Genomic DNA, 23,406 nt, shown 5'->3' on the forward strand with positions numbered 1-23,406 from the left:
AATGGTTAATTGGGGAATGGTTAATTGGGGAACGGTTAATTGGGGAAAAAATCAATCCGTGAATCTGTGGCATTTTTTTCAAGCCCCAAATTCCAGGCCCCAAATTCAACCAAAGATGTCCCGAAGGGACAAAAGATTGGTAGAAAACAATAACCCCGCAATATAAAGTCCCGTAGGGACGACAGATCGGGCTCCCTGGAACCTTCTGAAAGTGCTGTGAAGATCATATTAGAGTTCCGTCATACCATATTATTTAGAATGGAAAGCTAAATTTTCGGTATCACTGCCAACTAATTACTGCAAACTGCATACTGAAATTAAACCTTCTCCTGCTCATTCAGTCCAACTAAAGTACCTCTGGAACAATCTTTGCTTGGATTGTTTGCCTTCGGGTCCTATTTTAATTCATGAAAAAAATATTTTTAATTTTATTATCCCTGCTGCCATTGCTTTCTTTTTCTGTAGCTCACAAGTTTTATGTGAGTGCTACAGACATTAAGTACAACGAGGAACAGCGATCTCTTCAGATAATTTCCCATGTATTTACAGATGATCTGGAAAACCTTTTAAAGACCCGGTATAATAAAGAATTATACCTGGTTGAGGAAGAAGAACATCCGGCGGCCGATAAATTTGTAGAAAGATATTTTCAGGATAAGCTTAACATCAGCGTAAACGGTAAGAAAAGAACTCTCAATTATCTCGGAAAAGAATACAATAAGGATCAGCTTCTTATCTATATTGAAGTTGAAGATGTGGAACCCATTAGAAACATAAGTGTCGAAAATGCAATTTTGACCGATCTTTTTCCGGAGCAGAAAAATGTAGTGAAGGTCAGCTATAACGGCAAGATCAAGAGCTTATTGCTTATGCGGGATGCCGTGCAGGGAACATTAAAATTCAGCAATTAAAATTGTAAAACTTCAGAATTAAATTATTTTTAGCAACCTAAACTTAAACATTACATATGAATTCAATCAAAACTGCCCTCGCGGCTTTTTTCATTTTATTTTCTACCGGCTTATTTGCCCAGGAGACAGAATCAAAGAGCGAGCAAAGGGAAGGTGGGCACATCAATGAAAACAAATTCAGGCAGCTTTATCAGGAGTTTTCTACTCCAAATCAATACCGGACCGGTAGTGGTGCGCCGGGGCCTGCCTATTATCAAAATCAGGCAGACTACAAGATGGACATCGAACTTGACGACCGCAACCAGCGGTTAACAGGGCGTGAGACCATTACCTATCATAATAACTCACCGGATGTTCTTGAATATCTATGGGTTCAGCTTGATCAGAATATTCGAACAAAAGAATCTGTTGCTAAATTAAAGGATGGCAATGGTATTCCGCCGGTTGCACAACCAGGGAATTTTGTTTCAGAATATATGCAGGATTCCTTTGATGGCGGATTTAATATCACTGAAGTCAGTGCTAATGGGAAGCCGTTAAAAACTGTCATCAATTTTACTATGATGAGGGTGGACCTTCCGAAGCCATTAAAAGCAGGCGAAAGTTTCACTTTTGACATTGCATGGTGGTACAACATAAATAATCACATTACAGATCGTGCCCGTTCAGGTTATGAGCATTTTCCGGAAGATGGGAATAACGCATACGTGATCGCTCAGTTCTTCCCCAGAATGGCAGTTTACAATGATGTGGAAGGCTGGCAGAACATGCAGTTTTGGGGGAATGGAGAATTCGCTCTTCCTTTCGGGGATTATGAGGTGAATATAACTGTGCCTGCAGATCATATTCTTGATGGAACAGGAGAGCTTGTGAACCGGAAAGAGGTCTTTACCAAAGAAATGATGCGCCGTTATGAACAGGCAAAGAAATCTTATGATAAGCCGGTATTGATCGTAACTCAGGAAGAAGCAGAGGCGGCCGAAAAAGGTTTTTCTGACAAAAAGAAGACCTGGAAACTTAAGGCAAATATGGTTCGTGACTTTGCTTTCGCTACTTCCCGAAAGTTCATTTGGGATATGATGGCTGTAAAGCTTGACACCAAAGACGTAATGGCTGTTTCCCTGTATCCGAAAGAGGGAAATCCGTTATGGGAAGATTTTTCTACCAAAGTAGTAGGGCACACTCTTCAATCTTACTCTGATCATACTTTTGAGTATCCATATCACAAATCTATTTCTGTTCACGCGAAGAACCAGGGGATGGAATATCCCATGATCTCCTGGAACTACGGAAGACCGAATGAAGACGGGACCTATAGCGACCGGGTAAAATATGGAATGATGAGTGTAATCATTCACGAAGTAGGACATAACTTCTTCCCGATGATCGTGAATTCAGATGAGCGTCAATGGGGCTGGATGGACGAAGGACTTGACACCTTTATGCAGTATGTAGCTGAGCAGGAATATGGGGAAAGATATCCTGAAGATATTGCTCCGCATACCGAATATCCGTCGCGTAGAGGGGAGCCTGCAAGAATTGTAGATTACATGAAAGGGGATCAAAAGTATATTGCACCTATTATGTCCAATCCCGAGAATGTTTATCAGCTGGGGAATAATGCCTACGGAAAACCTGCAACTGCACTCAATATTCTTAGAGAAACAGTAATGGGCAGGGAGTTATTCGACCATGCATTTAAAACCTACGCTCAAAGATGGATGTTCAAGCACCCAACACCCGAAGATTTCTTCAGAACAATGGAAGATGCCTCGGCAGTGGATCTTGACTGGTTCTGGAGAGGTTGGTTCTATACTACAGATTATGTGGACATAGGCGTGGAAGACGTTAAAAAGTACTATGTGACAGATACACCTACTAAAGAAGGAACAGCATTGCTACAGCGTTACGGGGTTGAAGATCCTTCATCTCTTGATGTTCTGTATGTTGTTGAGGAAGGAAGTGAAGAGTTTGATCCTAATATGAAAGGGAAGACTCCTGCTGAAAATGCCACTACTTTAAATGAATATTTAATGGACAACTTCACTCCGCAGCAAAGAGCAGAGATGAAGATGCCAAAATATTTTTACCAGGTGACCTTCAACAAACCCGGCGGACTGGTAATGCCTATCATTGTGGAATATACTTATGCTGATGGTACTTCAGAAAAAGTAACTTATCCGGTACAGATCTGGAGAAAGAACGATCAGCAGGTAAGCAGAGCATTGGCTACAGACAAAGAGATCGTAAAGATCGTAGTAGATCCCGATCTTGAAACAGCCGACGTTGACACCAGCAACAACTCCTGGCCACAAGAGGCTGAGGTGGATAAGTTCCAGCAGTTTAAGGAAAAAACTCAGGGTTAAGCCTCCCCCCGCCCCTCCGAAGGAGGGGAGCTATATGAGGTTCAAAACACCTGAAGGTTTTTTCTCCTTTGGAGATTTCTATTTCAACTAATAAAAGAAAGCCTTTCGTTAAATCGGGAGGCTTTTTTGCATTTAGGGAATTTAGCAGTACACCTGCCGATCAGGCAGAGGATGCCGCAGGCATCCAAGGTGTTCCCCTCCTAAATTAGGAGGGGTGGCCGCCTTGGCGGACGGGGTGGTACATCCCCACTTCCTCCGCAGGAGGAGCGACAGCTGTCGGGAACAAGTCTTGGCTCTTGGTTCTAGCAGCGCAGCCGTCTTGTTTCTTTAATTCCCCTCATCCTCCCCCGGCCCCTCCGAAGGAGGGGAGTTAACTGGGTTAAATCTGAAGCTATTAGGCTGCCGAAGGCAGGGGGTGCCGCAGGCATCCAAGGTATTCCCCTCCTAATTTAGGAGGGGTGGCCGCCTTTGGCGGACGGGGTGGTTACATCCCCACTTCCTCCGCAGGAGGAGCGACAGCTGTCGGGAACAAGTCTTGGCTCTTGGTTCTAGCAGCGCAGCGGTCTCGTTTCTTTAATTCCCCTCATCCTCCCCCGGCCCCTCCGAAGGAGGGGAGTTAACTGGTTATATCTGAAGCTATTAGGCTGCCGAAGGCAGGAGATGCCGCAGGCATCCAAGGTATTCCCCTCCTAATTTAGGAGGGGTGGCCGCCTTGGCGGACGGGGTGGTTACATCCCCACTTCCTCCGCAGGAGGAGCGCAGCTGTCGTGAACAAGTCTTGGTTCTTGATTCTAGCAGCGCAGCGGTCTTGACTCTTTTTCATTCTCATCCTCCCCCCCAATCCATTTGGAGGAGGGGAATTAAAAAGTAAATTCGGAGTTAGGTTAGTGTTCTTTTCAAGCAATAAACCTGCCGAAGGCAGGGGATGCCGCAGGCAACCTGTGAGTACCCCTCCTTTGCTAAGGAGGGGTGCCCGCCGTAGGCGGGTGGGGTGGTAGGACCTCGCCCCCTCCGCAGGAGGAGCGCAGCTGTCGTGAACAAGTCTTGGTTCTTGATTCTAGCAGCGCAGCGGTCTTGACTCTCCCTAAAAACCTTCCTGAAAAGAAGTGGGCGCAGCCAATACAGAATTAACAAGCCCCCTTTTTCTATTGACTGAAAATCTGAGTATATTTGCAGTCTTATGCAAACACTTCCTTTATTTATCAGTGGTGCCGAAATTGCCTTCATCATGTTCATCCTGGTGATGGTCTTTGGTGCAGATAAAATTCCCGAGATCGCCCGCGGACTCGGAAAAGGAATGCGCAGCATCAAAAACGCCACCAACGATATCAAATCGGAAGTAATGCGCAGCGCCGAAAAGAACGGCATGGATACTTCCGTTGGTGATGATCTGAAAAAGGAAGTCGACAAGGTCAAAGAGGAGATCGAGGAGATCACGGGGAGTGTGAAACGGAGATTTTAGCCTCACCCCCGCCTCTCCAAAGGAGAGGAGCTATATTCCTTCAACACATTAGTTTAGCTAAATGTATACGTCTTTGCGAAGGAGCCGATAGGCGACTGAAGCAAGCACCAAAAATTCAAGCACCAAATTCCAACAGGTTATTGGTTAATAGTTAATCGGTTAATATGGGGATTGGTTAATTAGAAAATTCCATTACTCTGAGTTACGTTTTTAGTTTACGAAATCTCAGCTTACAGATATTTATTCGATCGATTTAGTAGAAAAAGTCTTGGTTCTAGTCTCTAGGCTCTAGGTTCTCAAAATTTGTATTTTTACCACCTCAATACTAAAAACATGCATTTCCTTCCCCAGAACATAGACGATTACGTAGTTGCACACTCCGCTAAAGAACCGGAGCTATTGCAGCAACTCAACCGGGAAACAAATCAGAAAGTTTTGGCCCCCAGGATGCTTAGCGGACATTACCAGGGTCGGATTCTCAGCATGCTCTCAAAGTTGATCAATCCGCAGAATATCCTGGAGATAGGTACTTACACGGGATATTCCGCTTTGTGCCTGGCAGAAGGAATGAAATCGGACGGAGTTTTGCACACCATTGATATCAACGAGGAATTGATGGACCTTCAAAAAAGGTATTTTGAAGCCTCTCCCTGGAATGAGCAGATCGTTCAGCACCTCGGAGACGCTACAGAGATCATCCCGACGCTGAAAGAGAATTTCGACCTAGTATTTATTGATGCCGATAAACGTAATTACCCCACATATTTTCAGCAGATCATGGAAAAGCTGCGTCCGGGTGGCGTGATCTTATCAGACAATGTCTTGTGGAGCGGCAAAGTCGTGGAGCCTGTGCAGGAAGATGATGACTCTACGAAAGCTCTTTTGGAGTATAATCATTTGCTAGCTGAAGATGAGAGGTTAGAGACGGTGATGTTGCCGGTGAGGGATGGATTGACGATTTCGAGGAGGAAATAGTTAATCTATCCCTTACAAATTCCAAGCACCAAATTCCACTGTTTTAATGGAGCTTTGGGAATGGTGTGTCACCCCGAGCGGAGTCGAGGGGTCTTTTTCCGTTTTGCCCCTGCCCTCAAGGGAGCCGGAAAAAGGTTCAGAGATTGATCTTCTTTAAAAGAAGTTTTAAAACTTTCTGCATAGCTTGTCTCACCTGCTGATTTGTGAAGCGGATTACATTTAATTCTTGAATAAAAATTGGCTCTGTACAAAAAAGAACATTTTCCAATTTTGAGGTCTCGACTCCGCTCGACCTGACATGAGAGTTTATTTCTTCTCAAAAAGTGTATTTTTACTTCGGTTTTTCTCACTACTCAATACTCAATTCTCAATACTTGAAGAATGAACTTCGAAAATACACAGCAATACGCCCAACAACTCGACCAACAGGATCCCCTTAGAAGCTACAGAGACAAATTCCATTTCCCAAAAGTTAACGGTAAAGAAGTTATCTACTTCACCGGGAATTCTCTTGGGTTACAGCCGAAGAATGCGAAGAAATATGTGGATGAGATCATGACCGACTGGGCGGAGCTGGCGGTGGAAGGCCACTTTCAGGCAGAGAAACCCTGGTGGGATTATCATGAGAGATTTGCTGAAAAATTAGCGCCTATAGTTGGAGCCAAACCTTCTGAGGTCACTGTGATGAATACATTAACTGTAAACCTCCATCTGTTGATGGTTTCTTTTTACCGGCCTACGAGTAAGCGGTATAAGATCATCATGGAAGAAAAGGCTTTTCCCAGTGATCAATACATGGTTGCGAGTCAGGTGAGATTCCACGGATTTGATCCGGAGGAGGCTATTATAACAGTGAAGAAAAGAGAAGGGGAGCATTATTTCAGGACTGAGGATGTTCTACAGGTCATTGAAGAAACAGGAGAAGAATGCGCACTGGTGCTGATGGGCGGAGTGAACTATTACAACGGTCAGGTGTTGGATATGGAAACAATTACTAAAGCCGGAAAAGGCATTGGAGCTTTTGTAGGCTGGGATCTCGCTCATGCCGCGGGGAATGTGGAGCTGAAGCTGCATGAGTGGGACGTGGATTTCGCTGCCTGGTGCAGTTACAAATATATGAATTCAGGTCCTGGAAACGCGTCAGGATGTTTTGTGCATGAACAATATCACGGGCAGAAGGATATTCCGCGGTTCGAAGGCTGGTGGGGACATTCTAAAGAAAGACGCTTTTTAATGGAACCAGAATTCCAACCTGAACCCGATGCCAATGCCTGGCAGGTGAGTAATGCTCCCGTTTTAGCATTGGCCCCGTATTTAGCCTCATTGGAGTTATTTGAGGAAGTTGGAATGCCGGCGCTGAACGAAAAGCGGAACAAGATCGTGGCTTACCTGGAATTCATTCTTCAGGAAGTGGCAGAGGAAGTCGGGGGGCATTTTGAGATCATCACGCCAAAGGAGCGGGGTACCCAGTTGTCCGTTTTCCTGCACGGGCAGGGGAAGGAGCTTTTCCATTATCTAATGAAAAATGGCGTAGTAACGGATTGGCGGGAACCGAATGTTATCCGGCTGGCACCGGCAGCTTTTTATTGTTCTTTTACTGATATGTATGAGTTTGGAAGAATTTTGAGGGGATATTTTTCTTCAGAGACTAGAACCTAGAGTCTAGAGACTAGACGTCTTGATTTGAAAATTTGAGGATTCTGGGAATTTGAAGATGAAGGCGTCATTGTCATCCCGACAGAGCTGCGCGGAACGGGAGTGGAGCGCAGTGACGAGGGATCTCATCTTGTAACGATCTGGTTCCGTGATGAAGTGAAGTAGTGGGTCAAGTTAAAAATCATGACAATTCTTCTCCATCACCAAAATGTCACACCAAATTCACAAAGAAAAATTTTAAGCTCCGGGAGAATACTGAATTTTATTAGAAGTTTTTCTTTTCGGGATTCTGTCTCACATCAAAGAAGGAAAGGATTATTATTCTGTCTTCTTTTACTGTATAAAATACCCTAAGCTGTGTAGTTAATTGTAATCCTCTAATATTTTTAGCAGGAAATTCAATAGAACCCATTTCGGGAAAGATCTCCAGGAGATCAAAAAAATGCCGGGTTCTCTTATTTAAAGCTTCAACAACATTAGCTCCCCATTCTTTATGGAGGTAGTTTGTTATTGATTTATAGTTCTTTTCTGCACGTTTGGTAATAAAGATTTTCATTTAAAAAAATCTTCTCTGGCTATCAAATTATCTTCATTTCGACTTTCCTCATAAGCGGCAAAGACCTCTTCCTTCTGTTTTTGGGTAAGGCGGTCCCAGTGCTTTCCGACTTGTTGGTTTTCATTTTCCTTTAGAAAGTTAAGAAGACTTTGTAGCAGTTCCTCGTTCTCTATTCTATCTACGAGAGCATGAAGGTTTTTCTTAAGTTCTGCTGTTTTCATTGTGCAACTTTTATTAAAGATAATAAAATAGAAAAATTTCCCCCTACCCATGAAGATAATTTTTCTCACAAAGAGAATCTTTAATATTGATTTTTAAACCATTAAACTTTTCTCGCAAAGGACGCAGAGATAAGGCGCAAAGAGCGCAGAGTTCTTTCACAGTCTGATCGTTCAAAGCTAATAGCCAACAGCTAGCAGCTTTTTAACTTCTAATTTCGTCCCTCTAAAATCGTACTTCAGATTTCCCGATAATTTCTCAGATTTTCGCTGATAAGCTAAAGGCCAACAGCTAACGACTAATAACTTTTAAATCTACTTTAAAACCTATGGTCTCAACAGCACCAAATCTTATACATTCGCATATTTTTACTTATCTTTGACGTTAGTAACGTAATTCATTATTATTTTTGATAAGATCATTTACAGACAAAGAAGCGAACAAAATTTGGAATGGTATTCAATCAAGAAAACTTCCTGCTAATATTCAGAATGTAGCCAGAAGAAAATTAAGAATGATAAATAATGCGCAAAATATAAATGATCTAAGAATTCCTCCAGCTAATCATTTAGAAAAATTAAGTGGAAAGTTAGAAGGTTTTCATAGCATTAGAATCAATAAACAGTGGAGAATAATATTCAAATGGGAAAATGATAATGCTTTTGACGTTAGAATTGTTGACTACCATTAAAACTAATTAGCAAAATGAAAAAACTTGGAAATATACATCCCGGAGAAATTCTAAAGGAAGAATTTTTAGATCCAATGGAAATAAGTGCATACCGACTTTCTAAAGAAACATTTATTCCCCAAACAAGAATAAGTGAAATCCTGAAAAAGAAGAGAAGGATTACTGCCGACACCGCTCTTCGACTTTCCAAATATTTTGGAACAACTGCTAAATTTTGGTTGGGTTTACAAAATGACTATGATTTGGAAGAAGAGAAATTATTGAAAGAGAAAGATTTTAAGAATATTAAACCTTTAGTAGATAATATCGAATCCTGATTTTTTGAACATAAACCATTTGTCGCAACGGCTGCTGAGAACGTAAAAAATATCCCATAAAATTCACAGAGATAATATTTAAGAACAAAAACTGCACTCTATTTATTTATTATTCGGAATTGAAGTCAGTAGCTCATTTTCTCAAAACTCTGTACTCATTTCTAATACTACTTTCTCGCAGGGCCGAAGAGCACGACGCAAAGAGGGCAAAGTTCTATCACTGTCTGATGGGTTTCTTTTCCGGTTCCTCCCGATCCGTCAGGATAGGGAAAGAGGCAAAACGGAAAAGGGATTTTTCTGCTAATAGCCGACAACCAATAACTTTTTACTTCTACCTTCGTACCTCTAAAATCGCACTTGAATATTTCCCGCTGATCTCGCAGATCTTCGCAGAACTTTGTCATTCAGAGCGCAGCTTTTGCGAAGCGAAGAATCTCTCTGCTTCTCAAGAAGAAGATTTTCGCGGTCGCTCCAAAAAGCTCCCTATCAAAGACGTAAACCGGGAGCTAACAACTAAAGGCCAATAGCCAATAGCACATAGCTGAGAGCTACCGACTCTTGACTACCGTCTGTAGACCATTTCTGACTTCGTACTTCTAAAATCTAACTTTCACAGAGATCTCTCGTCGCTTCATCTTTCTGTCGAAAGGAAATGCTCTGTCGAGATGACAGAAGAACCCGCAATTCAGTGGGCAGTAGGCAGTTCTAGGTCGGCAGTAGAGATTTGATTCTTCGCAGATACTACTATGCTTTTCCCGGCTCCTCCCGATCCTTCGGGATAGGGTGAGGGGTAAAACAGGAAAAGGACAAGGGCAGAGGATGAGATCAAAATCCGCAGATGTCTCAAATTTTAATCTTCTATAACCACTGCCTACTGATCACTGAGCACTGCCAACTTTTTCCCTGGTTCCTCCCGATCCGTCGGGATAGGGAAAGGGGTAAATCGCGGAAAGGGATTCTGAAGTAACTTTGGTAATGCGATAATGAGATTGCTTCGGCTGCTACAAATGCAGCCTCGCAAAGACGTAAATCATAGCCAATGGTTAATTCTCCTGCGCCTCAAAAAGCTTCGGAGGACAGGCAGCCAAAAGCTAAAAACCAAAAGCTCCAACCGGAGATCTTCGCAGATACTACTACGCTTTTCCCGGTTCCTCCCGATCCTTCGGGATAGGGATAGGGCAAAACGGGAAAAGAAATTTTTCTGCCAATAGCCAACAGCTTTTTTTTATAACTCCATCACTCCATTACTTCGTCACTCCCTCACTTCTTACCTCCAACACATAAAACCACCTCACCAGCCGGTCCTTATATCCTGAACTCCCGGGGGAAACCTGATTCAGATCGTATCTTTCGGAAGATTTGATGAGGTACTGCGGACCAAGTTCCTTCAGAATAACTGTGTCTTTTTCTTCTAACAATATACCGAAATGATTTCCTAATTGATCAAGTTCATATTCGGAGAGGACAGGAATGGGAGATCCGTAATCCCAGATCAATTCAGGAGCCGGATCGCCGTAAAGGTATAGGGGAAGTTTCTTTTCCTGAATTTTTTCTCTTAGCTCTGCATAGGTTCGGAACCTCGGATTATCTAAAAGGGCTTCGCTTAAAGGAAATCCAAAAATTATAATGCTGCTCATAAAGGCTATGGTCAGGTAGAAAACAATAGGATAGAATTGCTTTTTCAGATAGTATAGTGTTGCTCCGCCGATTCCGAAAAGGGTTACGGAAGTGAGAATATACCAGATCCAGTGGTCTTCTAGTTCAAGAACAAAAAAAGCGGCAACCGGGAAGGAGATTCCCAAAACAGCAATTATTCCGTGGTTAAAATAAACGATCCATTGCTCCTTTAGCGGCAAATCTTTGAACCTCCTAAAAAGATATGCAACATAAAAGCTGGTGTTCAAAGCCATGGGAATAAGAACAGGAAGCAGGTAGCGGGATTTTTTTTCAGGAATAAGGGAAAGAAGAATCACAGCACTAAGGGTCCAAAAAAGGGAAAATTGGTATGCTTTTTTGTCGGACACCCTGTTCTTCAGATAAGGATAGAGCAGGGCAACAAAAGCCGGGATGCACCAGATTCCACTTTGGATGAAAAAGCTCCAGTAGTAATAGAAAGGCCTCACATTATAACTGGTCCATCTGCTGGCTTCGCGGGTAGTGATTTCAATAAAAGCTTCAGGATCTGCAATGCGGACGTAAAGAAACCACCAGGTTCCTGCCACAATACCTGTAACTAAATACAGGAGGAGCGGCTTCCAGATCTGTTTCATATCTCTGAATTTGTATACGCTTCCGTAGGCCAGGAGAAAAGGAAGAAGCAGTGCATATGGAGAGACAGGCCCTTTACTTAGTATGGAACATCCAAAAAATATACCTCCCAAAAATGCGCTTTTCCACAGGTTTTTTTGGAGGGAGAAGAGTTGCCAGAGATAATAAATACTCAGCAGCATAAAGGCATGTGTGAAAATATCCCATTGGCCATTGCGGCCCATAAAAATGATGTAAAAGGAGGTGGCAAGAATCAGGCTTCCGAGGAAACTCTGTTTTTCAGAGATCTTCAGCACAAGGGAAAACTTGTAAAAGTAAATGAGGAGAAGTAATGTAACCAGGGCGGCGGGAAGACGGAGGGCAAAATTGCTGAATCCCAGAATCATTCCGCTGATGGCCGTAAGCCAGGTCGGCAGGGGAGGTTTTTCGTAGCGGGGTTCGAGGTTCAGGGTGGTGAGCAGCCAGTTATTTTCGTTCACCATCTCCCTGGCAGTAATGAAATTCCGTGCCTCCATGATATTTATGTAAAGCAGATCAAGATGCGGAAGAAAGATCAGCGCCCAAACTCCGATGATGATCCAGAGGTATTTTTTATCCAGCAACATAAGTGCTTCGGATTAGGCTGATGTTTCGGATGTAAATAAAGCTTCCGAAGAGATGACCCACCATTAGAACAGGATCCTGTCTAAAGAAAGCGTACAGGAGAATCAAGGCACTTCCGGAGAGGCTTAAAGTCCAAAATGGCAAAGGGAGAACAGAAGTCCGGACCTTTTCAGAATAAAGCCATTGAATCACAAACCGTAGTGCAAATATGACCTGCCCCAGGAGGCCTAAGATCAATAGCCAACTTGAAATATCGAAAAATGAGCTTCCGGGATGGGTGTAGAAAAAAATGATAAAGGCAAATGGTGGAAAGATCCAGATCAATAAGCGGAAGTACCGTGAAACATTCCATTCGCCTTGTAACTTTAGGTTTCTGATGTAAATACCAAAGATCAATACTTGTCCTGATATGATTGCCAGATCATTGCGCAGCATTCCGTAAATGAGTAAAAGAAAAGAGCCAAAGAGGGAAAGCTTCCAGAAGAGGGAAGGAGTAACTACTTGTTTTGCTTTTTCGGAAGCAATCCATTGAAAGAGGAATCTGCCCGTGAAAAGCAGTTGCGCAATAAATCCCAGGCTAAATACCTGCCAGCTATTCATTTGTTTGGGAGATCTTGTAGTTGATATAATTTCTTTTCATCCACAAATAGGCAAAACAGTCCAGAAAAGGATCGACCAGCCGATTGAAGAAATTGAATTTCGCCTCCCCTGCGATTCGCGGGTAATGAGTGATAGGAACCTGCTTTACGCTTCCCCCCTGAAGCAGGATCATGGCAGGTAAAAACCGATGAAGACCGCGGAACATCGGGATCCTCTTCGCATAATCTGCTTTTATGATCTTAAGAGGACAACAGGTATCTTCCATTCCGTCATTGGTAAAAAAGCGGCGCGTATGATTCGCAACCAGAGAAGACATTTTTTTGGTCAGGGAATCTTGTCGATGAACTCTCATACCTGTAACCAGATCATTAGCCTTTATAAATGGTAAGAGGAGCTCGAAATCCTTAGGATCTGTCTGCAGATCGGCATCCATATAACCAATGAGCGGAGTTGATGCATGATTTATTCCGGCTTTAATTGCGGCGCTGAGTCCGTAGTTCTTGTCAAAAGAGATGAAGCCGAAATTACTATTGCGCTGTGAGATCTGCCGAATAATTGAAAAGCTGTCATCTGTGGAACCATCGTTGACAAACAGAACAAAGGTTTTAATACTGGCTTTTTGGAGGTAGGAAGTCAATTCGGCTTCCAGTCGGGATAAATTCTCCTCCTCATTAAAGAGAGGGACTATGATGGTGAACTCAAATTCCATTATAAATAATCTGGTGGCAAAGGTATTTTATTTTATTCAGAACCTTTGAACCGGATAAAAGATTGTTAATTTGCAGTTAAAATTTTACTGAATGAAAGTACTCGTGACCGGTGCGGCAGGATTCCTTGGATCACATACTGCGGAAAGATTGCTGCTAGCAGGTATGGAGGTGACAGGCCTCGATAATTTTTCTGATTATTACGATGTGGCGCAGAAACGGTCAAATGCTGAAGCAGTTATTTCCCGAGGGGCAGAGATAGTCAAAATGGATCTGCGGAATGCTGAGGAATATCAAAAGCTCGACAGGGATTTTGACTTTATCATACATTTTGCTGCCCAGCCTGGAATTTCCGGCAGCAGTACTTTTGAAGATTATTATACAAATAATGTTTTAGCTACCCGGAACCTGATCAATTTTGCCTTAGAAAATCCCGATCTGAAACATTTCTTTTTTATCTCCACTTCTTCTATTTATGGTTTAGAAGCCACACATCCCGAAACTGCAGTTCCCAATCCGGCTTCTGATTACGCATCCACTAAGCTGGAAGGAGAGAGATTGATCTTAGAACAAAGTCACTCCGGGAAGATATCTACCTCGGTACTGCGTCTTTTTTCTGTTTACGGCCCGAGGGAGCGACCGGAAAAACTGTATGCCCAACTTATTTCCTGCGGAATTAACAATCAACCTTTTAAGATCTTCGAGGGAAGTGAAATGCACCTGAGAAGTTTTACCTATGTGCGAGATATAGTAGAAGGAATATATCGGGCATTGGTGAGGCACAAAACCTTAAATGGAGAGATTATGAACCTGGGTGCTTCAGAAGAATATAGTACCCTTGAAGGCATTAAACTGGTTGAGGAATTGCTTGGCAGGGAAATTCGGTTAGAGGTTATTCCAAGAAGGGCAGGAGATCAGAACCGTACTGCTGCAAATATTGAAAAAGCCCGGAAGCTGCTGGATTATAATCCATCTACTTCTTTACGAGAGGGATTGATAAAGCAAATTGAGTGGTATAAACAATTTGAAGATTTGAAGATTATGGAATTTGAAAATCAACTTCTTTGAACATCTCACTTCATACTTCTACAATCGTAATTCGAGTTGTCATTCAGAGCGTAGCTTTTGCGGAGCGAAGAATCTCTCGTTCTGTAGGGATTCCTCCTTCGTCGCAGTGACCTTGGTAATCAGAAACAAAATACTGCCAACTAATTACTGCCGACTGCCTACTAAAATTTCTAACTTCTAACTTCTAAAAATCTGACTTCAAATTTCTCGCAGAGGACGTAAAGGCTGGCGCAAAGGACGCAGAAAGTTTGAGTAACTAATTATCCTACTCAACATACTTTTTCGGTTCCTCCCGATCCGTCGGGATAGGGAAGGGGCAGAAGGAAAAAGTTTCCCGCTGATTTCGCAGATCTACGCAGAAGCATTGTAATTCAGAGTGGAGCTTTTGCGGAGGGAAGAGTCTCAAGAGTACTATAGAGATTCCTCCTGCGTCGGAATGACAAGGAGAACTTTGTGGTGGTGGAAACAATCGAGCCAACTGCTATCGGCCAACAGCTAATGGCTACTTTTAATTGCTGCTTCATCACTGCATTACTCCGTCACTTCGTCACAGAATAATATACTTCAGGCTAACTCCCGCCCCAAAATTAGGATCCAGGAGGCTGTTGAAATCTGCAGCGAAAAGGAAGTTCAGCGTAAGGCGGGGAATGTCAAACTCGAAATCGCCATTGTACAAACGGGTTGTGAGATAGGTGGAGAGAATTTTTGGTTCCCGGTCAGCCGTATAAGGATCTCTATAGTAGCTTCCTTCATTGTTGCGGTAACTCAGCATTACTTTAAAGGGATAAGGATTAAAAAAAGTTCCGAGATTTCCGGCCAATCCGAAATGATGAGCTGTGAATTTATTGTTGATAATCCTGTCCTGCTGTTTGTCGTAAAGGAAAAAAGGAGAACCTATAACCTGGTCAAAATAGCTCCAACCTGAGTTATAAGTCATTAGGTGGTTCAGATAATTGTCTGCGCCCCATCTGTTTACATCATGACTTTGATGTTTGGTATAATAGAATTCATAAAGAAGACCAGAGATTAGAGCTGCCGATTCTTCATTCTCCCAAAACAAGCCGTATCTTCCGTCCGGAAAATTTGCTAGTCGGCTACCCGATCCATCTTCAAAGATGTTGTTAAATATAAATTGAAGGGAATGGTCATTAAAGGCTTTTTTCACCTGGACCTCCCATGATCCTAAATGATTTCCCAAAGAATTATTTATATCTCCTTGGAGGGCTCTCTCTCCTCCCTGTCTTCCTGCAAAAACACGTAAGTAATCTATGAAACTTTCCGGTTGACGTCCTCTATCAGGCGAAACGCCACCCCACTGAGCGAAGTGCTGAATACCGGCTTTTATTTCCCAATCTTCAGCAGGCTGTAAGACAATATTAATTTTCTTGTGATGCACTCTGGCCCAGGGCACGTGTCGCTCTTCCTCAAGAATATATTCTCCCCACCTGCCTTCAAAGCCAACTCCCGGGAGAGCAAAAACCGGTTTTGTCGTTCCTATTTCCAGTCCGGGTAGGGAACGGGCATTAAGGGACCAGAGGATGTTTTCGTTAGTTGCACTTAAGCCGTAATACAACTCCTCTTTTTGCTTTACTCCACCTGTTACATAGAAGTGCTGATTCTTTAATTGAATATATGCTTCGTCTAAAGCCCGTTTCTTAGTAAATCCGTCATGGACTACACCACCGGCACCAATTTCCAGTATGCCTTTTCCACCCAATTGGTGTTGCATTCTGGCAGTCGCCAAGCCCATTATGTGGGTTTCGGGAGATATTCGTCCCCGCTGATTGCTGTACATCCAGAAGGGGAGTTCTTCTTTAGTGGAAATTTGGGCTTTGAGTTCCACTTCGGCTGAGTAGGTGGTTTGGCTTAATGCTGTAGTGGCATTAAAAAATATTAGCAGCAAGATGATGCTGCTAACAGAGACATGTTTACAAGTCATGAAATAATTGTTGTTGTACTATTAATTTCCCCAGATTTCATACAAAGGTCACGAAGATGAAAGGGAAGAGCACTAAGAAGTCGAATTGAAGATCATATGTTTCCCGCAGATAGCGCGGATTTTCGCAGATCTATTTTGGTAAATAATAGAGGGTGGAACTTACGAAAAGTTTTCGGTAGCACTCATCCCACTCCCCCGCCTCTCCCCAAGGGAGAGGAGCTAATTGTGGAATTACTCCCTCTCCTTTGGAGAGGGTTGGGGAGAGGATGAGCAGGATTTTCTACTGCCAACTAATAACTGCTAACTGCGCACTTACTTCGTACTTCTAACTTCGTAAATCTAACTTCAGCTTACCAAAAAGCCGCTTTCCCCCTCATTTTCTTCCAGAAGCTTTCGCTTTCTTCACCGTAGGCATAGCCGTATTTGTTTCCGTAACCAAAGTTTGCTGCCTCCACATCATTAAGAACAAAGCTGATGTTTTTCAGCTTTCCGTCTTTTTTGGCGTCCAGGGCGAAGTTGAGTAGCTTCTTCTCAGTATAGCCGGCACGGGTGACGTAGAGGGTGATGTCTGCGTATTTGTTGATAAGGAAGGTATCTGTTACCAGCATACATGGGGCGGTATCTACAATAACATAATCATATTTTCCTTCCAGCTCTTTAAAGAAAGTAGCTGCTTTTTTGCGTCTCCAAAGTTCTGATGGGTTGGGAGGGATGGTACCTGATGCTAAAAGATGTACACTCTCATGAGCTTTTGAGGGGGTGATTAGGTTGTTAAGATCCAGATTATCATTCACCAGATAATCGCTGACTCCCAAATAAGATCGTGCATCGGACTCATACCGCTGTAACTGCGGATTCCTTAGGTCGGCTCCTACCAGCAGTACTTTCTTACCTGAATATGCCAGGGTAAGTGCGGTATTAAAGGCTACAAAGGTTTTTCCTTCTCCTTTTACTGTAGAGGTAACGAAAATAGTATTGCCTTCAAACTTATCTCCTGCATTGACAAGCAGGTATTGTAAATTTGTGTGAAGGATTCGGAAGGATTCAGCCAGGACAGAACGGTCATTGTTTGCGATGAGATCACTTTCTTTTTTCGCAATTCTCGGTACTTCCCCCACAATAGGAATTTCTTTGGTCACATCTTCAATATCACTGCGATCCTTGATCTTATTGCTTAGAAGGTTTTTAAGGTAGATGTACATGAACGGAATCAGAACTCCTAAAATCAATGCAGCAAGAAGGATGATCTTTGGTTTTGGGGAAACTGGCTCATTGGAGCTGTAGGCGGCATCAACGATCTTTGCCTTTGGAGCTGTAACTGCAAGAGAAAGAGAGGTCTCTTCCCTCTTTTGAAGCAGGAACAGATACAAAGCTTCTTTGATATTCTGCTGGCGCTCAATATTTCTAAATTGCTTTTCCTTGGAAGGAACGCGGGCGATCTGAGATTCGATCTTTGCCTCCTGGGCATCCAGATCTCTCTTCGCGATCTGCAGGGAAGTCTGTATGTTGGTGAGACTCTCCAAAACGTTAGCTTTGATCTGTTCTATCTGATTATTAAGATTTACAATTACTGGGTTGCTTGGAGTAGATCCTGCGAGGATGCGATCCCTTTCTAGTACCAGCTGGTTGTAGGACTGGATGATATTCACCACTCCCTGGTTCCCACCTTCTTCAAATCCCAAATTTGCAGGAAGTAATCCACCTTTGTCTGACTTGAGGTAATTGATCATGGTACGTGCCAGTTCCAGCTGGGTTTCTACAGCTAACTGCCGGTTGCGGAAATCGCTGGCATTTTCGATAAATACCTTAGACTCTGCTTCGATATCTGTAAGCTGATTCTCCTTTTTGAACTGCTCCTTGTTGGTTTCTACAGAATCCAGTTCTTCAGTAATTATGGCAAGACGGTCTTCAATGAATTCGGCCGTATTTTGAGATACGAGGTTCTTGTCTTCAATAGCTTCTCTGTTGTATTGATAGATAAGCTGATCCAGGATCTGCTGCGCTTTGTTTCTTACCGGGTCCTGCAGGCTAAGTTCAATAAGACTTGAATTTTTGTCAGTCAGATTCACCTGAACCTTCTGGCGATAATCGGCAGCGGCGGATTCAAGGGTGCTAAAAATTACTTTTACGGGGCCTTTTTCAGCAGCTTCAGAAAGATTTGTAATATTTGGAGTTACTGATATTTCGGCATAAGGCAGAGTAAGAGCTTCTCCAAAATTCATTTTCTTTCTAAAATCAGAATTTACCAATTCTATGATGTACGTAGAATCTGATGTGATCTCGAAAAGAGCAGGTTCGATCTCATCTTCCTTGGCAAATTTTTCGAAACGCTTCTGGTCAAAGGCAAGCAACTGAAGGTTGAACGGACGTTCAGCAAAAACTTCAGTTGGAGGCACAGTTTCTACGTAGAAATAGCGAATGTTTAGATTCAGTTCTCTTGCGACATTGGTCATAAGACGCTTTGACTTCAGAATGCCAATTTCATTTTCAATAGAAGCAGTACCCATTCCGCCCAAAAGTCCGAGGTCGGCAAAGGCAGCAAGTTCCGAAGAGCCGGCACCTTTCTTCTCATCTTTAATAATTATAGTGGCAACAGTATTATAAACAGGAGTAGAATAGCGCAGGTAGAGAAATGCGGCGGCAACGCAAACTACGACAACAAGGGCAAAAAGGGGCCAGCGGCGAAGATAGATTTCAAGCTGTTCCCTAAGATCTATTTCTTCTTCCTGTGGGCGGACGGGAGTAGGTTGTTGTGACATGTTTAACGGAAAATTACAACGATTAATGAAATAAGCACAGAGGCGATGGAAATGTAGACGGAGGCATTACGGTTATAGCTGGCACCCTGTCTTTGAGCCTTGTTTGGCTCCACATAGATCACATCATTCTGTTGAAGATAATAGTAGGGGGAATTAATAAAATCACTGCTGGTGAGGTCGATATATTTATATTCTGTCTTCCCGCCGGTTTCACGCATAACCAGCACGTTATCCCTTTGGCCGTAGATAGAAAGATCTCCTGCGAGTCCGAGGGCTTTGGGGAGGCTGATCCTTTCGTCGGGAACGGTAAAAGTGCCCGGACGAACCACTTCTCCTAACACTGTAACCTGGAAATTGACGATCTTGATATTGACAATAGGATTCTGCACGTAGACGGAAATTTCCTTCTTTAGTTTTTCCACCAGTTCCTGTCTTGTAAGGCCGGCAACACGAACAGTACCTAAGACCGGAAACTCGATATTGCCGTCGCTATCCACCAGGTACGACTGCAATTCCATTCTACCATTTACACCGCCACCCGCAAGACTGGGTGCGGAAGTTAGGGGAAGATTGAAAGGCTGCACTGCTTCAATATTGGCTGCGGAAACTGTAATTGTGAGGAGATCATTTGGCTGAATTTCCAGATTCGATTTTGCCAGATCAACCTCTGTCTGTAATTCAGGCAGATCCTGAAAATAGGCTATTTTTTTGCGGGAGACACAGGAAGTAGTAAGCAGCAGGGAAAGCATTAACAAGATGATAAATTTGTTCTTCATTAGGTTCTTTTAAAAGAGGGGCAAAGGTATGCTTTTAAGGTTTTATTAACAAGAGTGAGATAAAATGCCTGAGTTAGGGAAATTGAGGTTTTATAAATAGGTAAATGTATTATGCGATCCCATAAGTTTATTACTTACTTCTTGCGCCTCTCAATAATATATTTTGAAGAGTAAGTAGAAAATATCTCAAGTCTGTCTTAAAGGGAGCCTTCTCATAAGCATCTAAATATTTTAATTCAGAAACGATTATCTCCTCCAGGGTTTTTGGCATATCGGCATAAAAAGGTGGAAGGAGCCCAGGTTTTGTTTTCGTTCTCTTTTCCTGAAGTTCTTTAGTGTATAAATTAAAATATTGCTGACTTAAGGGTCTTACCCCAATTAATTTCATCTCTCCTTTGAAGAAGTTGATGAACATTGGAAGTTCATCGATCCAGAATTTGCGAAATATTCTACCCTCTTTTGAAATCCTAAAATCATCTTTAAATTTTCCACCTTCCTGTAACTCATTTTTTTCAAAAACATAATCCTGAAGATATTCTGAAAAGGGATACATTGTTCTTAGCTTATAGACCCGTATTAATTTACCATCTTTACCTACTCTGCGAAGTTTGATCAATGGACCATAACTTGGATGTTTATCATAGGCCGGTTCTTTTACCTTCCGGACTGTAAAATATGTTTCCCCCTCAATTACGTTTTCTTCTGTTATCTCAAAGCCGCAAGAATATAATCTGCCAAATGCTTCTGCTTTTGATAAAACTCTTCCTTTTCCCCGGGTAATACTAAAGTAGACCTTTTTAGAACCGGGAAATTTAGGGACGACTCTGTTAAATATTATGTCTCCTGAATGGACTAAATACTTGATTGGTTTTGAATGTGGATGTAACAACCTTAATTTCCTGAAGTTATATTCTTCAAAGCGACCGATAAACTCTCCTCCAACTGATAATTTAGAATTAACCGTCTCGAGAAATTTATTTAGGTACCTAATATCATTGAGACGTTCGAGGTTAATGATCTTTTCCAGATCTCCTTCAAGAGATGTTAGCGTTAGATGTGAAAAACTAGAAATTACCTGACAGGTTCTCTCCTTAACGGATGCTTCCACTACTTTTGTGTAGGCGGTTTTTCCGATTTTAACTTTAATGAAATCTTCTTTGCTTAAGTTTTGAGCATGGAGGAATTCTGTAATAATCATAATTGTTTATTAATTGGTTGATAGGAAGTTGAGAACTATGATTACCCACAGTAGGGGAGGGCATATAAAATTACTTTTCAACTAGGATGAAATGGAGGAATTCTTAATTAGTGTATCACAGATAAATTTGGCGGCATTACCATTTCCGAAAATGGGGGGGAATTTATGTTTGGCAGTTGATAAAACGTCGTAAGCTTTTTTCATTCCTTCTGGATCTGCATCTACTAAAACAGCCGTTCCAGCTTCAACTATTTCCACCCATTCAGTTTCTTTTCTTAAGACTATACAAGGTTTAGAAAAGAAATAAGCCTCTTTTTGAACTCCTCCTGAATCCGTAATAATTAAATCAGCATTTTTTTCAAGTTGAATCATGTCAAGGAAAGACACAGGGTCGACTATTTCAAGAAAAGGAGATTGGTGAATTCTCAGTACTAAATCAGTATAAAGTGAGTCGAGTCTATTTTTCGTTCGAGGATGGAGTGGCAACACCATCATTTTTTTAGAATTTTCAGCAATTTCCAAAAGTCCTTCAAAAATGTTCGAAAGTCTCTCTACATCATCAGTATTGTTATTGCGATGGATCGTAACTAAATTGAAATTTTTCTCATAAAGTTCTAAATCTTTTGAAATGGTAGATTTAACTTCTGAAATTGCCGAGAAATACAAAGAATTGTCATACATAACATCTCCACAATGAAAAATGCCGGGATTATCCATAGTGTATTTTCCCTTGTTAACAGAAAAACCTTCTTTTTTCAAATTTTGGAAGCCAGTGCTGGTAGGGGAAAAGAGGAATGTAGAAGCATGGTCGCACATAATTCTATTGATCTCTTCAGGCATGGATTTATTAAAGGATCTTAGACCCGCTTCAATATGAACTATGGGAATATGAATCTTGGAGGCGGCAATTGCACCTGCCAACGTTGAATTCGTGTCACCATATAATACTAGGTAATTAGGTTTTTCTTCAATTAATATATCTTCAATTCCTTTTATCATAGTAGCCGTTTGTGCACCATGAGCGCCAGACCCCACATTCAAATTATAGTTCGCTTTTGGTATTTCTAACTCCTTAAAGAAAACTTCTGACATATTTTCGTCGTAATGTTGACCGGTGTGGATAATAATTTCTTCGATTTTATGTGCAAATGACTTACGAATTGTCCTGCTGAGAGCAGCCGCTTTAATAATTTGAGGGCGAGCACCAACAACAGTAATAATCTTTAACATATAAATTTATTTTGGTAATCAGGATTTACAGTAATTATCGATTTGCTTTTAGGATAATTTGTAATGAACCAGGTCAGAAAAGCTGTAACATCAATTTTTTCCCTTAGCAAAATTTGCCTTCTTTTTTGAAAAATTTCTCTTAGTTTGTTCTCCTGTAGTAGAGTAGAGAGCTTTGTGAGCACATCAATTTCTCGTCCTACTTTAAATCCAAATGTCAATTGATATTTATTTTCCAATTCTTCAAGAACAGAGATTCTACCGGCAAAATCACTATACCTAATGGAGGGTATTCCGAGTACTGCAGCCTCTACACTCATGCTTTGACTATCACAGAACAGAAGGGAAGAATGGGCAAGGATGTGATGCATATCTGAAGGATCGACTTGAAGTAAATATTTCTCAAATTGACCACTCAATTTTCCTTCGGCAGAGATGATAGGTTGGTAGCCGTTTGCTTCTATAGAGGTAATAGTTTTTTTTAAAAAACCATTGTTTATTCCCTTTACGCCAAAATCATGATGTGCTGTCAATTTGGCCAATCGTATGACAACATATTTTTCAGGTAAGTTATATTTAGCCTTGATTGAACTCTCTGGAGTAAAGACATTTGGATGCAAATATCCGAGTTTCATATATCCTTTATATCCAATTTTTTTATTTTTCCATTTTCCTACCTCGCAAGGAATGGGACATAAGATGGTATTCGTAAAAGGATAGGTTAGGTCACCTAAAGTTTTAATAACCTCATAGTCATCTTCTGTAATGGATATACAGGAAATTCCAAGAAGTTTCCCCACTTGGGCAATTGAGGCATCTGTCCCAACCATAAGATCGGGTTTCTCTTTAATTAGAATAGGCAGAATTTTAAAATTTCTCTTTAGCAGGCTTAGCCCAATCATCAATTTACTTTTTCCTCGTTCAGTAGGTAAAATATTTTTATATGGGAGATCATCTGCTATGAGCAAATTCTCCAATACATCCTTTGTCTTGATTAAAATTATAACATCGTAACCAGGTTTTTGCAATAGCCGACTAATTGTGGCACGAGCGAATAAATATTGAGCCGGATGTCCAAAGTAGAAAAGTATTTTCATTTCTATTTTTT

The 23,406-nt window shown here is 41.8% G+C and carries 21 protein-coding genes; 9 read left to right on the plus strand and 12 right to left on the minus strand.

Annotated features, from left to right (window positions below):
* The first annotated feature begins 407 nt into the window (after positions 1-407).
* From G564_RS0114890 to kynU, 5 genes are all read left to right on the plus strand, one after another.
* Complete coding sequence (locus G564_RS0114890; RefSeq protein WP_029038355.1) at positions 408-911, plus strand: DUF6702 family protein; 504 nt, start codon at positions 408-410, stop codon at positions 909-911.
* Between the two features lie 56 nt (positions 912-967).
* The gene (locus tag G564_RS0114895; RefSeq protein ID WP_029038356.1) at positions 968-3,277 is read left to right on the plus strand and encodes a M1 family metallopeptidase; all 2,310 of its coding nucleotides are present in this window, start codon (positions 968-970) and stop codon (positions 3,275-3,277) included.
* A gap of 1,180 nt (positions 3,278-4,457) precedes the next feature.
* A complete protein-coding gene (locus tag G564_RS0114905) occupies positions 4,458-4,739 on the plus strand; it encodes a Sec-independent protein translocase subunit TatA/TatB (protein WP_029038357.1) in 282 nt (93 codons plus the stop codon).
* Positions 4,740-5,072: 333 nt separating this feature from the next.
* Positions 5,073-5,714, plus strand: a complete 642-nt coding sequence (locus tag G564_RS0114910; protein WP_029038358.1) for an O-methyltransferase — start codon at positions 5,073-5,075, stop codon at positions 5,712-5,714.
* A 381-nt stretch (positions 5,715-6,095) separates the two neighbouring features.
* The gene (kynU, locus tag G564_RS0114920) at positions 6,096-7,373 is read left to right on the plus strand and encodes a kynureninase (protein WP_029038360.1); all 1,278 of its coding nucleotides are present in this window, start codon (positions 6,096-6,098) and stop codon (positions 7,371-7,373) included.
* Positions 7,374-7,635: 262 nt separating this feature from the next.
* Here kynU and G564_RS0114925 read toward each other — a convergent pair whose 3' ends face one another.
* Positions 7,636-7,926 carry a type II toxin-antitoxin system RelE/ParE family toxin gene (locus G564_RS0114925; protein WP_029038361.1) on the minus strand — a complete coding sequence of 97 codons (291 nt, stop codon included), beginning with the start codon at positions 7,924-7,926 and terminating at the stop codon, positions 7,636-7,638.
* Entirely contained in the window at positions 7,923-8,147 is a 225-nt protein-coding gene (locus tag G564_RS0114930) for a hypothetical protein (protein ID WP_029038362.1), read from the minus strand. Before G564_RS0114930 ends, G564_RS0114925 begins: the two co-directional genes overlap by 4 nt.
* A 407-nt stretch (positions 8,148-8,554) precedes the next feature.
* On the opposite strand from G564_RS0114930, the gene G564_RS0114935 reads away from it, so the two are divergent.
* Positions 8,555-8,836, plus strand: coding sequence for a type II toxin-antitoxin system RelE/ParE family toxin (locus G564_RS0114935; protein WP_029038363.1), 282 nt, complete (start codon positions 8,555-8,557; stop codon positions 8,834-8,836).
* Between the two features lie 14 nt (positions 8,837-8,850).
* On the plus strand, positions 8,851-9,153 hold the full coding sequence (locus tag G564_RS0114940) for a HigA family addiction module antitoxin (protein ID WP_029038364.1): 303 nt from the start codon (positions 8,851-8,853) through the stop codon (positions 9,151-9,153).
* A 685-nt stretch (positions 9,154-9,838) separates the two neighbouring features.
* Here G564_RS0114940 and G564_RS20605 read toward each other — a convergent pair.
* Complete coding sequence (locus G564_RS20605; RefSeq protein ID WP_211224630.1) at positions 9,839-10,000, minus strand: hypothetical protein; 162 nt, start codon at positions 9,998-10,000, stop codon at positions 9,839-9,841.
* 192 nt (positions 10,001-10,192) lie between these two features.
* Here G564_RS20605 and G564_RS20815 point away from each other — a divergent pair, with 192 nt between their 5' ends.
* On the plus strand, positions 10,193-10,324 hold the full coding sequence (locus G564_RS20815) for a hypothetical protein (RefSeq protein ID WP_262504847.1): 132 nt from the start codon (positions 10,193-10,195) through the stop codon (positions 10,322-10,324).
* 73 nt (positions 10,325-10,397) lie between these two features.
* Here the strand turns inward: G564_RS20815 and G564_RS0114950 are convergent, their stop codons facing one another.
* The 3 genes from G564_RS0114950 to G564_RS0114960 are packed head-to-tail and all read right to left on the minus strand — an operon-like array spanning position 10,398 to position 13,333.
* Positions 10,398-12,026: an ArnT family glycosyltransferase gene (locus G564_RS0114950; RefSeq protein WP_029038366.1), complete on the minus strand. Its 1,629-nt coding sequence runs from the start codon at positions 12,024-12,026 to the stop codon at positions 10,398-10,400.
* A complete protein-coding gene (locus G564_RS0114955; RefSeq protein WP_029038367.1) occupies positions 12,013-12,624 on the minus strand; it encodes a lipid-A-disaccharide synthase N-terminal domain-containing protein in 612 nt (203 codons plus the stop codon). The genes G564_RS0114950 and G564_RS0114955 overlap by 14 nt, the downstream gene beginning before the upstream one ends.
* Positions 12,617-13,333, minus strand: coding sequence for a glycosyltransferase (locus tag G564_RS0114960; RefSeq protein ID WP_029038368.1), 717 nt, complete (start codon positions 13,331-13,333; stop codon positions 12,617-12,619). The genes G564_RS0114955 and G564_RS0114960 overlap by 8 nt, the downstream gene beginning before the upstream one ends.
* A 91-nt stretch (positions 13,334-13,424) precedes the next feature.
* Here G564_RS0114960 and G564_RS0114965 point away from each other — a divergent pair, with 91 nt between their 5' ends.
* Positions 13,425-14,399, plus strand: coding sequence for an NAD-dependent epimerase/dehydratase family protein (locus G564_RS0114965; protein WP_029038369.1), 975 nt, complete (start codon positions 13,425-13,427; stop codon positions 14,397-14,399).
* Positions 14,400-14,946: 547 nt separating this feature from the next.
* On the opposite strand, the gene G564_RS19430 is transcribed toward G564_RS0114965, so the two are convergent.
* The 6 genes from G564_RS19430 to G564_RS0114995 all read right to left on the minus strand — a co-directional run bounded on the left by G564_RS19430 (position 14,947) and on the right by G564_RS0114995 (position 23,395).
* Positions 14,947-16,338 (minus strand): capsule assembly Wzi family protein, encoded by a 1,392-nt coding sequence (locus G564_RS19430; RefSeq protein ID WP_051205521.1) that lies wholly within the window; start codon positions 16,336-16,338, stop codon positions 14,947-14,949.
* A 350-nt stretch (positions 16,339-16,688) separates the two neighbouring features.
* Positions 16,689-19,097: a GumC family protein gene (locus G564_RS0114975; protein WP_029038370.1), complete on the minus strand. Its 2,409-nt coding sequence runs from the start codon at positions 19,095-19,097 to the stop codon at positions 16,689-16,691.
* A 2-nt stretch (positions 19,098-19,099) separates the two neighbouring features.
* Complete coding sequence (locus G564_RS0114980; RefSeq protein WP_029038371.1) at positions 19,100-19,873, minus strand: polysaccharide biosynthesis/export family protein; 774 nt, start codon at positions 19,871-19,873, stop codon at positions 19,100-19,102.
* 130 nt (positions 19,874-20,003) lie between these two features.
* Positions 20,004-21,071 carry a sugar transferase gene (locus G564_RS19435; RefSeq protein WP_051205523.1) on the minus strand — a complete coding sequence of 356 codons (1,068 nt, stop codon included), beginning with the start codon at positions 21,069-21,071 and terminating at the stop codon, positions 20,004-20,006.
* A gap of 81 nt (positions 21,072-21,152) precedes the next feature.
* Positions 21,153-22,301, minus strand: coding sequence for a non-hydrolyzing UDP-N-acetylglucosamine 2-epimerase (gene wecB / locus G564_RS0114990; protein ID WP_029038372.1), 1,149 nt, complete (start codon positions 22,299-22,301; stop codon positions 21,153-21,155).
* Positions 22,295-23,395: a hypothetical protein gene (locus G564_RS0114995; protein ID WP_037374111.1), complete on the minus strand. Its 1,101-nt coding sequence runs from the start codon at positions 23,393-23,395 to the stop codon at positions 22,295-22,297. The genes wecB and G564_RS0114995 overlap by 7 nt, the downstream gene beginning before the upstream one ends.
* Positions 23,396-23,406: the final 11 nt, after the last annotated feature.

It is taken from the genome of Salinimicrobium xinjiangense DSM 19287 (assembly GCF_000423585.1).
Classification (GTDB): domain Bacteria; phylum Bacteroidota; class Bacteroidia; order Flavobacteriales; family Flavobacteriaceae; genus Salinimicrobium; species Salinimicrobium xinjiangense.

Excerpts from the sequence above, each read along its gene's own strand:
- G564_RS0114890 (WP_029038355.1), top strand. The coding sequence starts at position 408 with ATGAAAAAAATATTTTTAATTTTATTATCCCTGCTGCCATTGCTTTCT.
- G564_RS0114895 (WP_029038356.1), top strand. The coding sequence starts at position 968 with ATGAATTCAATCAAAACTGCCCTCGCGGCTTTTTTCATTTTATTTTCT.
- G564_RS0114905 (WP_029038357.1), top strand. The coding sequence starts at position 4,458 with ATGCAAACACTTCCTTTATTTATCAGTGGTGCCGAAATTGCCTTCATC.
- G564_RS0114910 (WP_029038358.1), top strand. The coding sequence starts at position 5,073 with ATGCATTTCCTTCCCCAGAACATAGACGATTACGTAGTTGCACACTCC.
- kynU (WP_029038360.1), top strand. The coding sequence starts at position 6,096 with ATGAACTTCGAAAATACACAGCAATACGCCCAACAACTCGACCAACAG.
- G564_RS0114925 (WP_029038361.1), bottom strand. The coding sequence starts at position 7,926 with ATGAAAATCTTTATTACCAAACGTGCAGAAAAGAACTATAAATCAATA.
- G564_RS0114930 (WP_029038362.1), bottom strand. The coding sequence starts at position 8,147 with ATGAAAACAGCAGAACTTAAGAAAAACCTTCATGCTCTCGTAGATAGA.
- G564_RS0114940 (WP_029038364.1), top strand. The coding sequence starts at position 8,851 with ATGAAAAAACTTGGAAATATACATCCCGGAGAAATTCTAAAGGAAGAA.
- G564_RS20815 (WP_262504847.1), top strand. The coding sequence starts at position 10,193 with ATGGTTAATTCTCCTGCGCCTCAAAAAGCTTCGGAGGACAGGCAGCCA.
- G564_RS0114950 (WP_029038366.1), bottom strand. The coding sequence starts at position 12,026 with ATGTTGCTGGATAAAAAATACCTCTGGATCATCATCGGAGTTTGGGCG.
- G564_RS0114955 (WP_029038367.1), bottom strand. The coding sequence starts at position 12,624 with ATGAATAGCTGGCAGGTATTTAGCCTGGGATTTATTGCGCAACTGCTT.
- G564_RS0114960 (WP_029038368.1), bottom strand. The coding sequence starts at position 13,333 with ATGGAATTTGAGTTCACCATCATAGTCCCTCTCTTTAATGAGGAGGAG.
- G564_RS0114965 (WP_029038369.1), top strand. The coding sequence starts at position 13,425 with ATGAAAGTACTCGTGACCGGTGCGGCAGGATTCCTTGGATCACATACT.
- G564_RS19430 (WP_051205521.1), bottom strand. The coding sequence starts at position 16,338 with ATGACTTGTAAACATGTCTCTGTTAGCAGCATCATCTTGCTGCTAATA.
- G564_RS0114975 (WP_029038370.1), bottom strand. The coding sequence starts at position 19,097 with ATGTCACAACAACCTACTCCCGTCCGCCCACAGGAAGAAGAAATAGAT.
- G564_RS0114980 (WP_029038371.1), bottom strand. The coding sequence starts at position 19,873 with ATGAAGAACAAATTTATCATCTTGTTAATGCTTTCCCTGCTGCTTACT.
- G564_RS19435 (WP_051205523.1), bottom strand. The coding sequence starts at position 21,071 with ATGATTATTACAGAATTCCTCCATGCTCAAAACTTAAGCAAAGAAGAT.
- wecB (WP_029038372.1), bottom strand. The coding sequence starts at position 22,301 with ATGTTAAAGATTATTACTGTTGTTGGTGCTCGCCCTCAAATTATTAAA.
- G564_RS0114995 (WP_037374111.1), bottom strand. The coding sequence starts at position 23,395 with ATGAAAATACTTTTCTACTTTGGACATCCGGCTCAATATTTATTCGCT.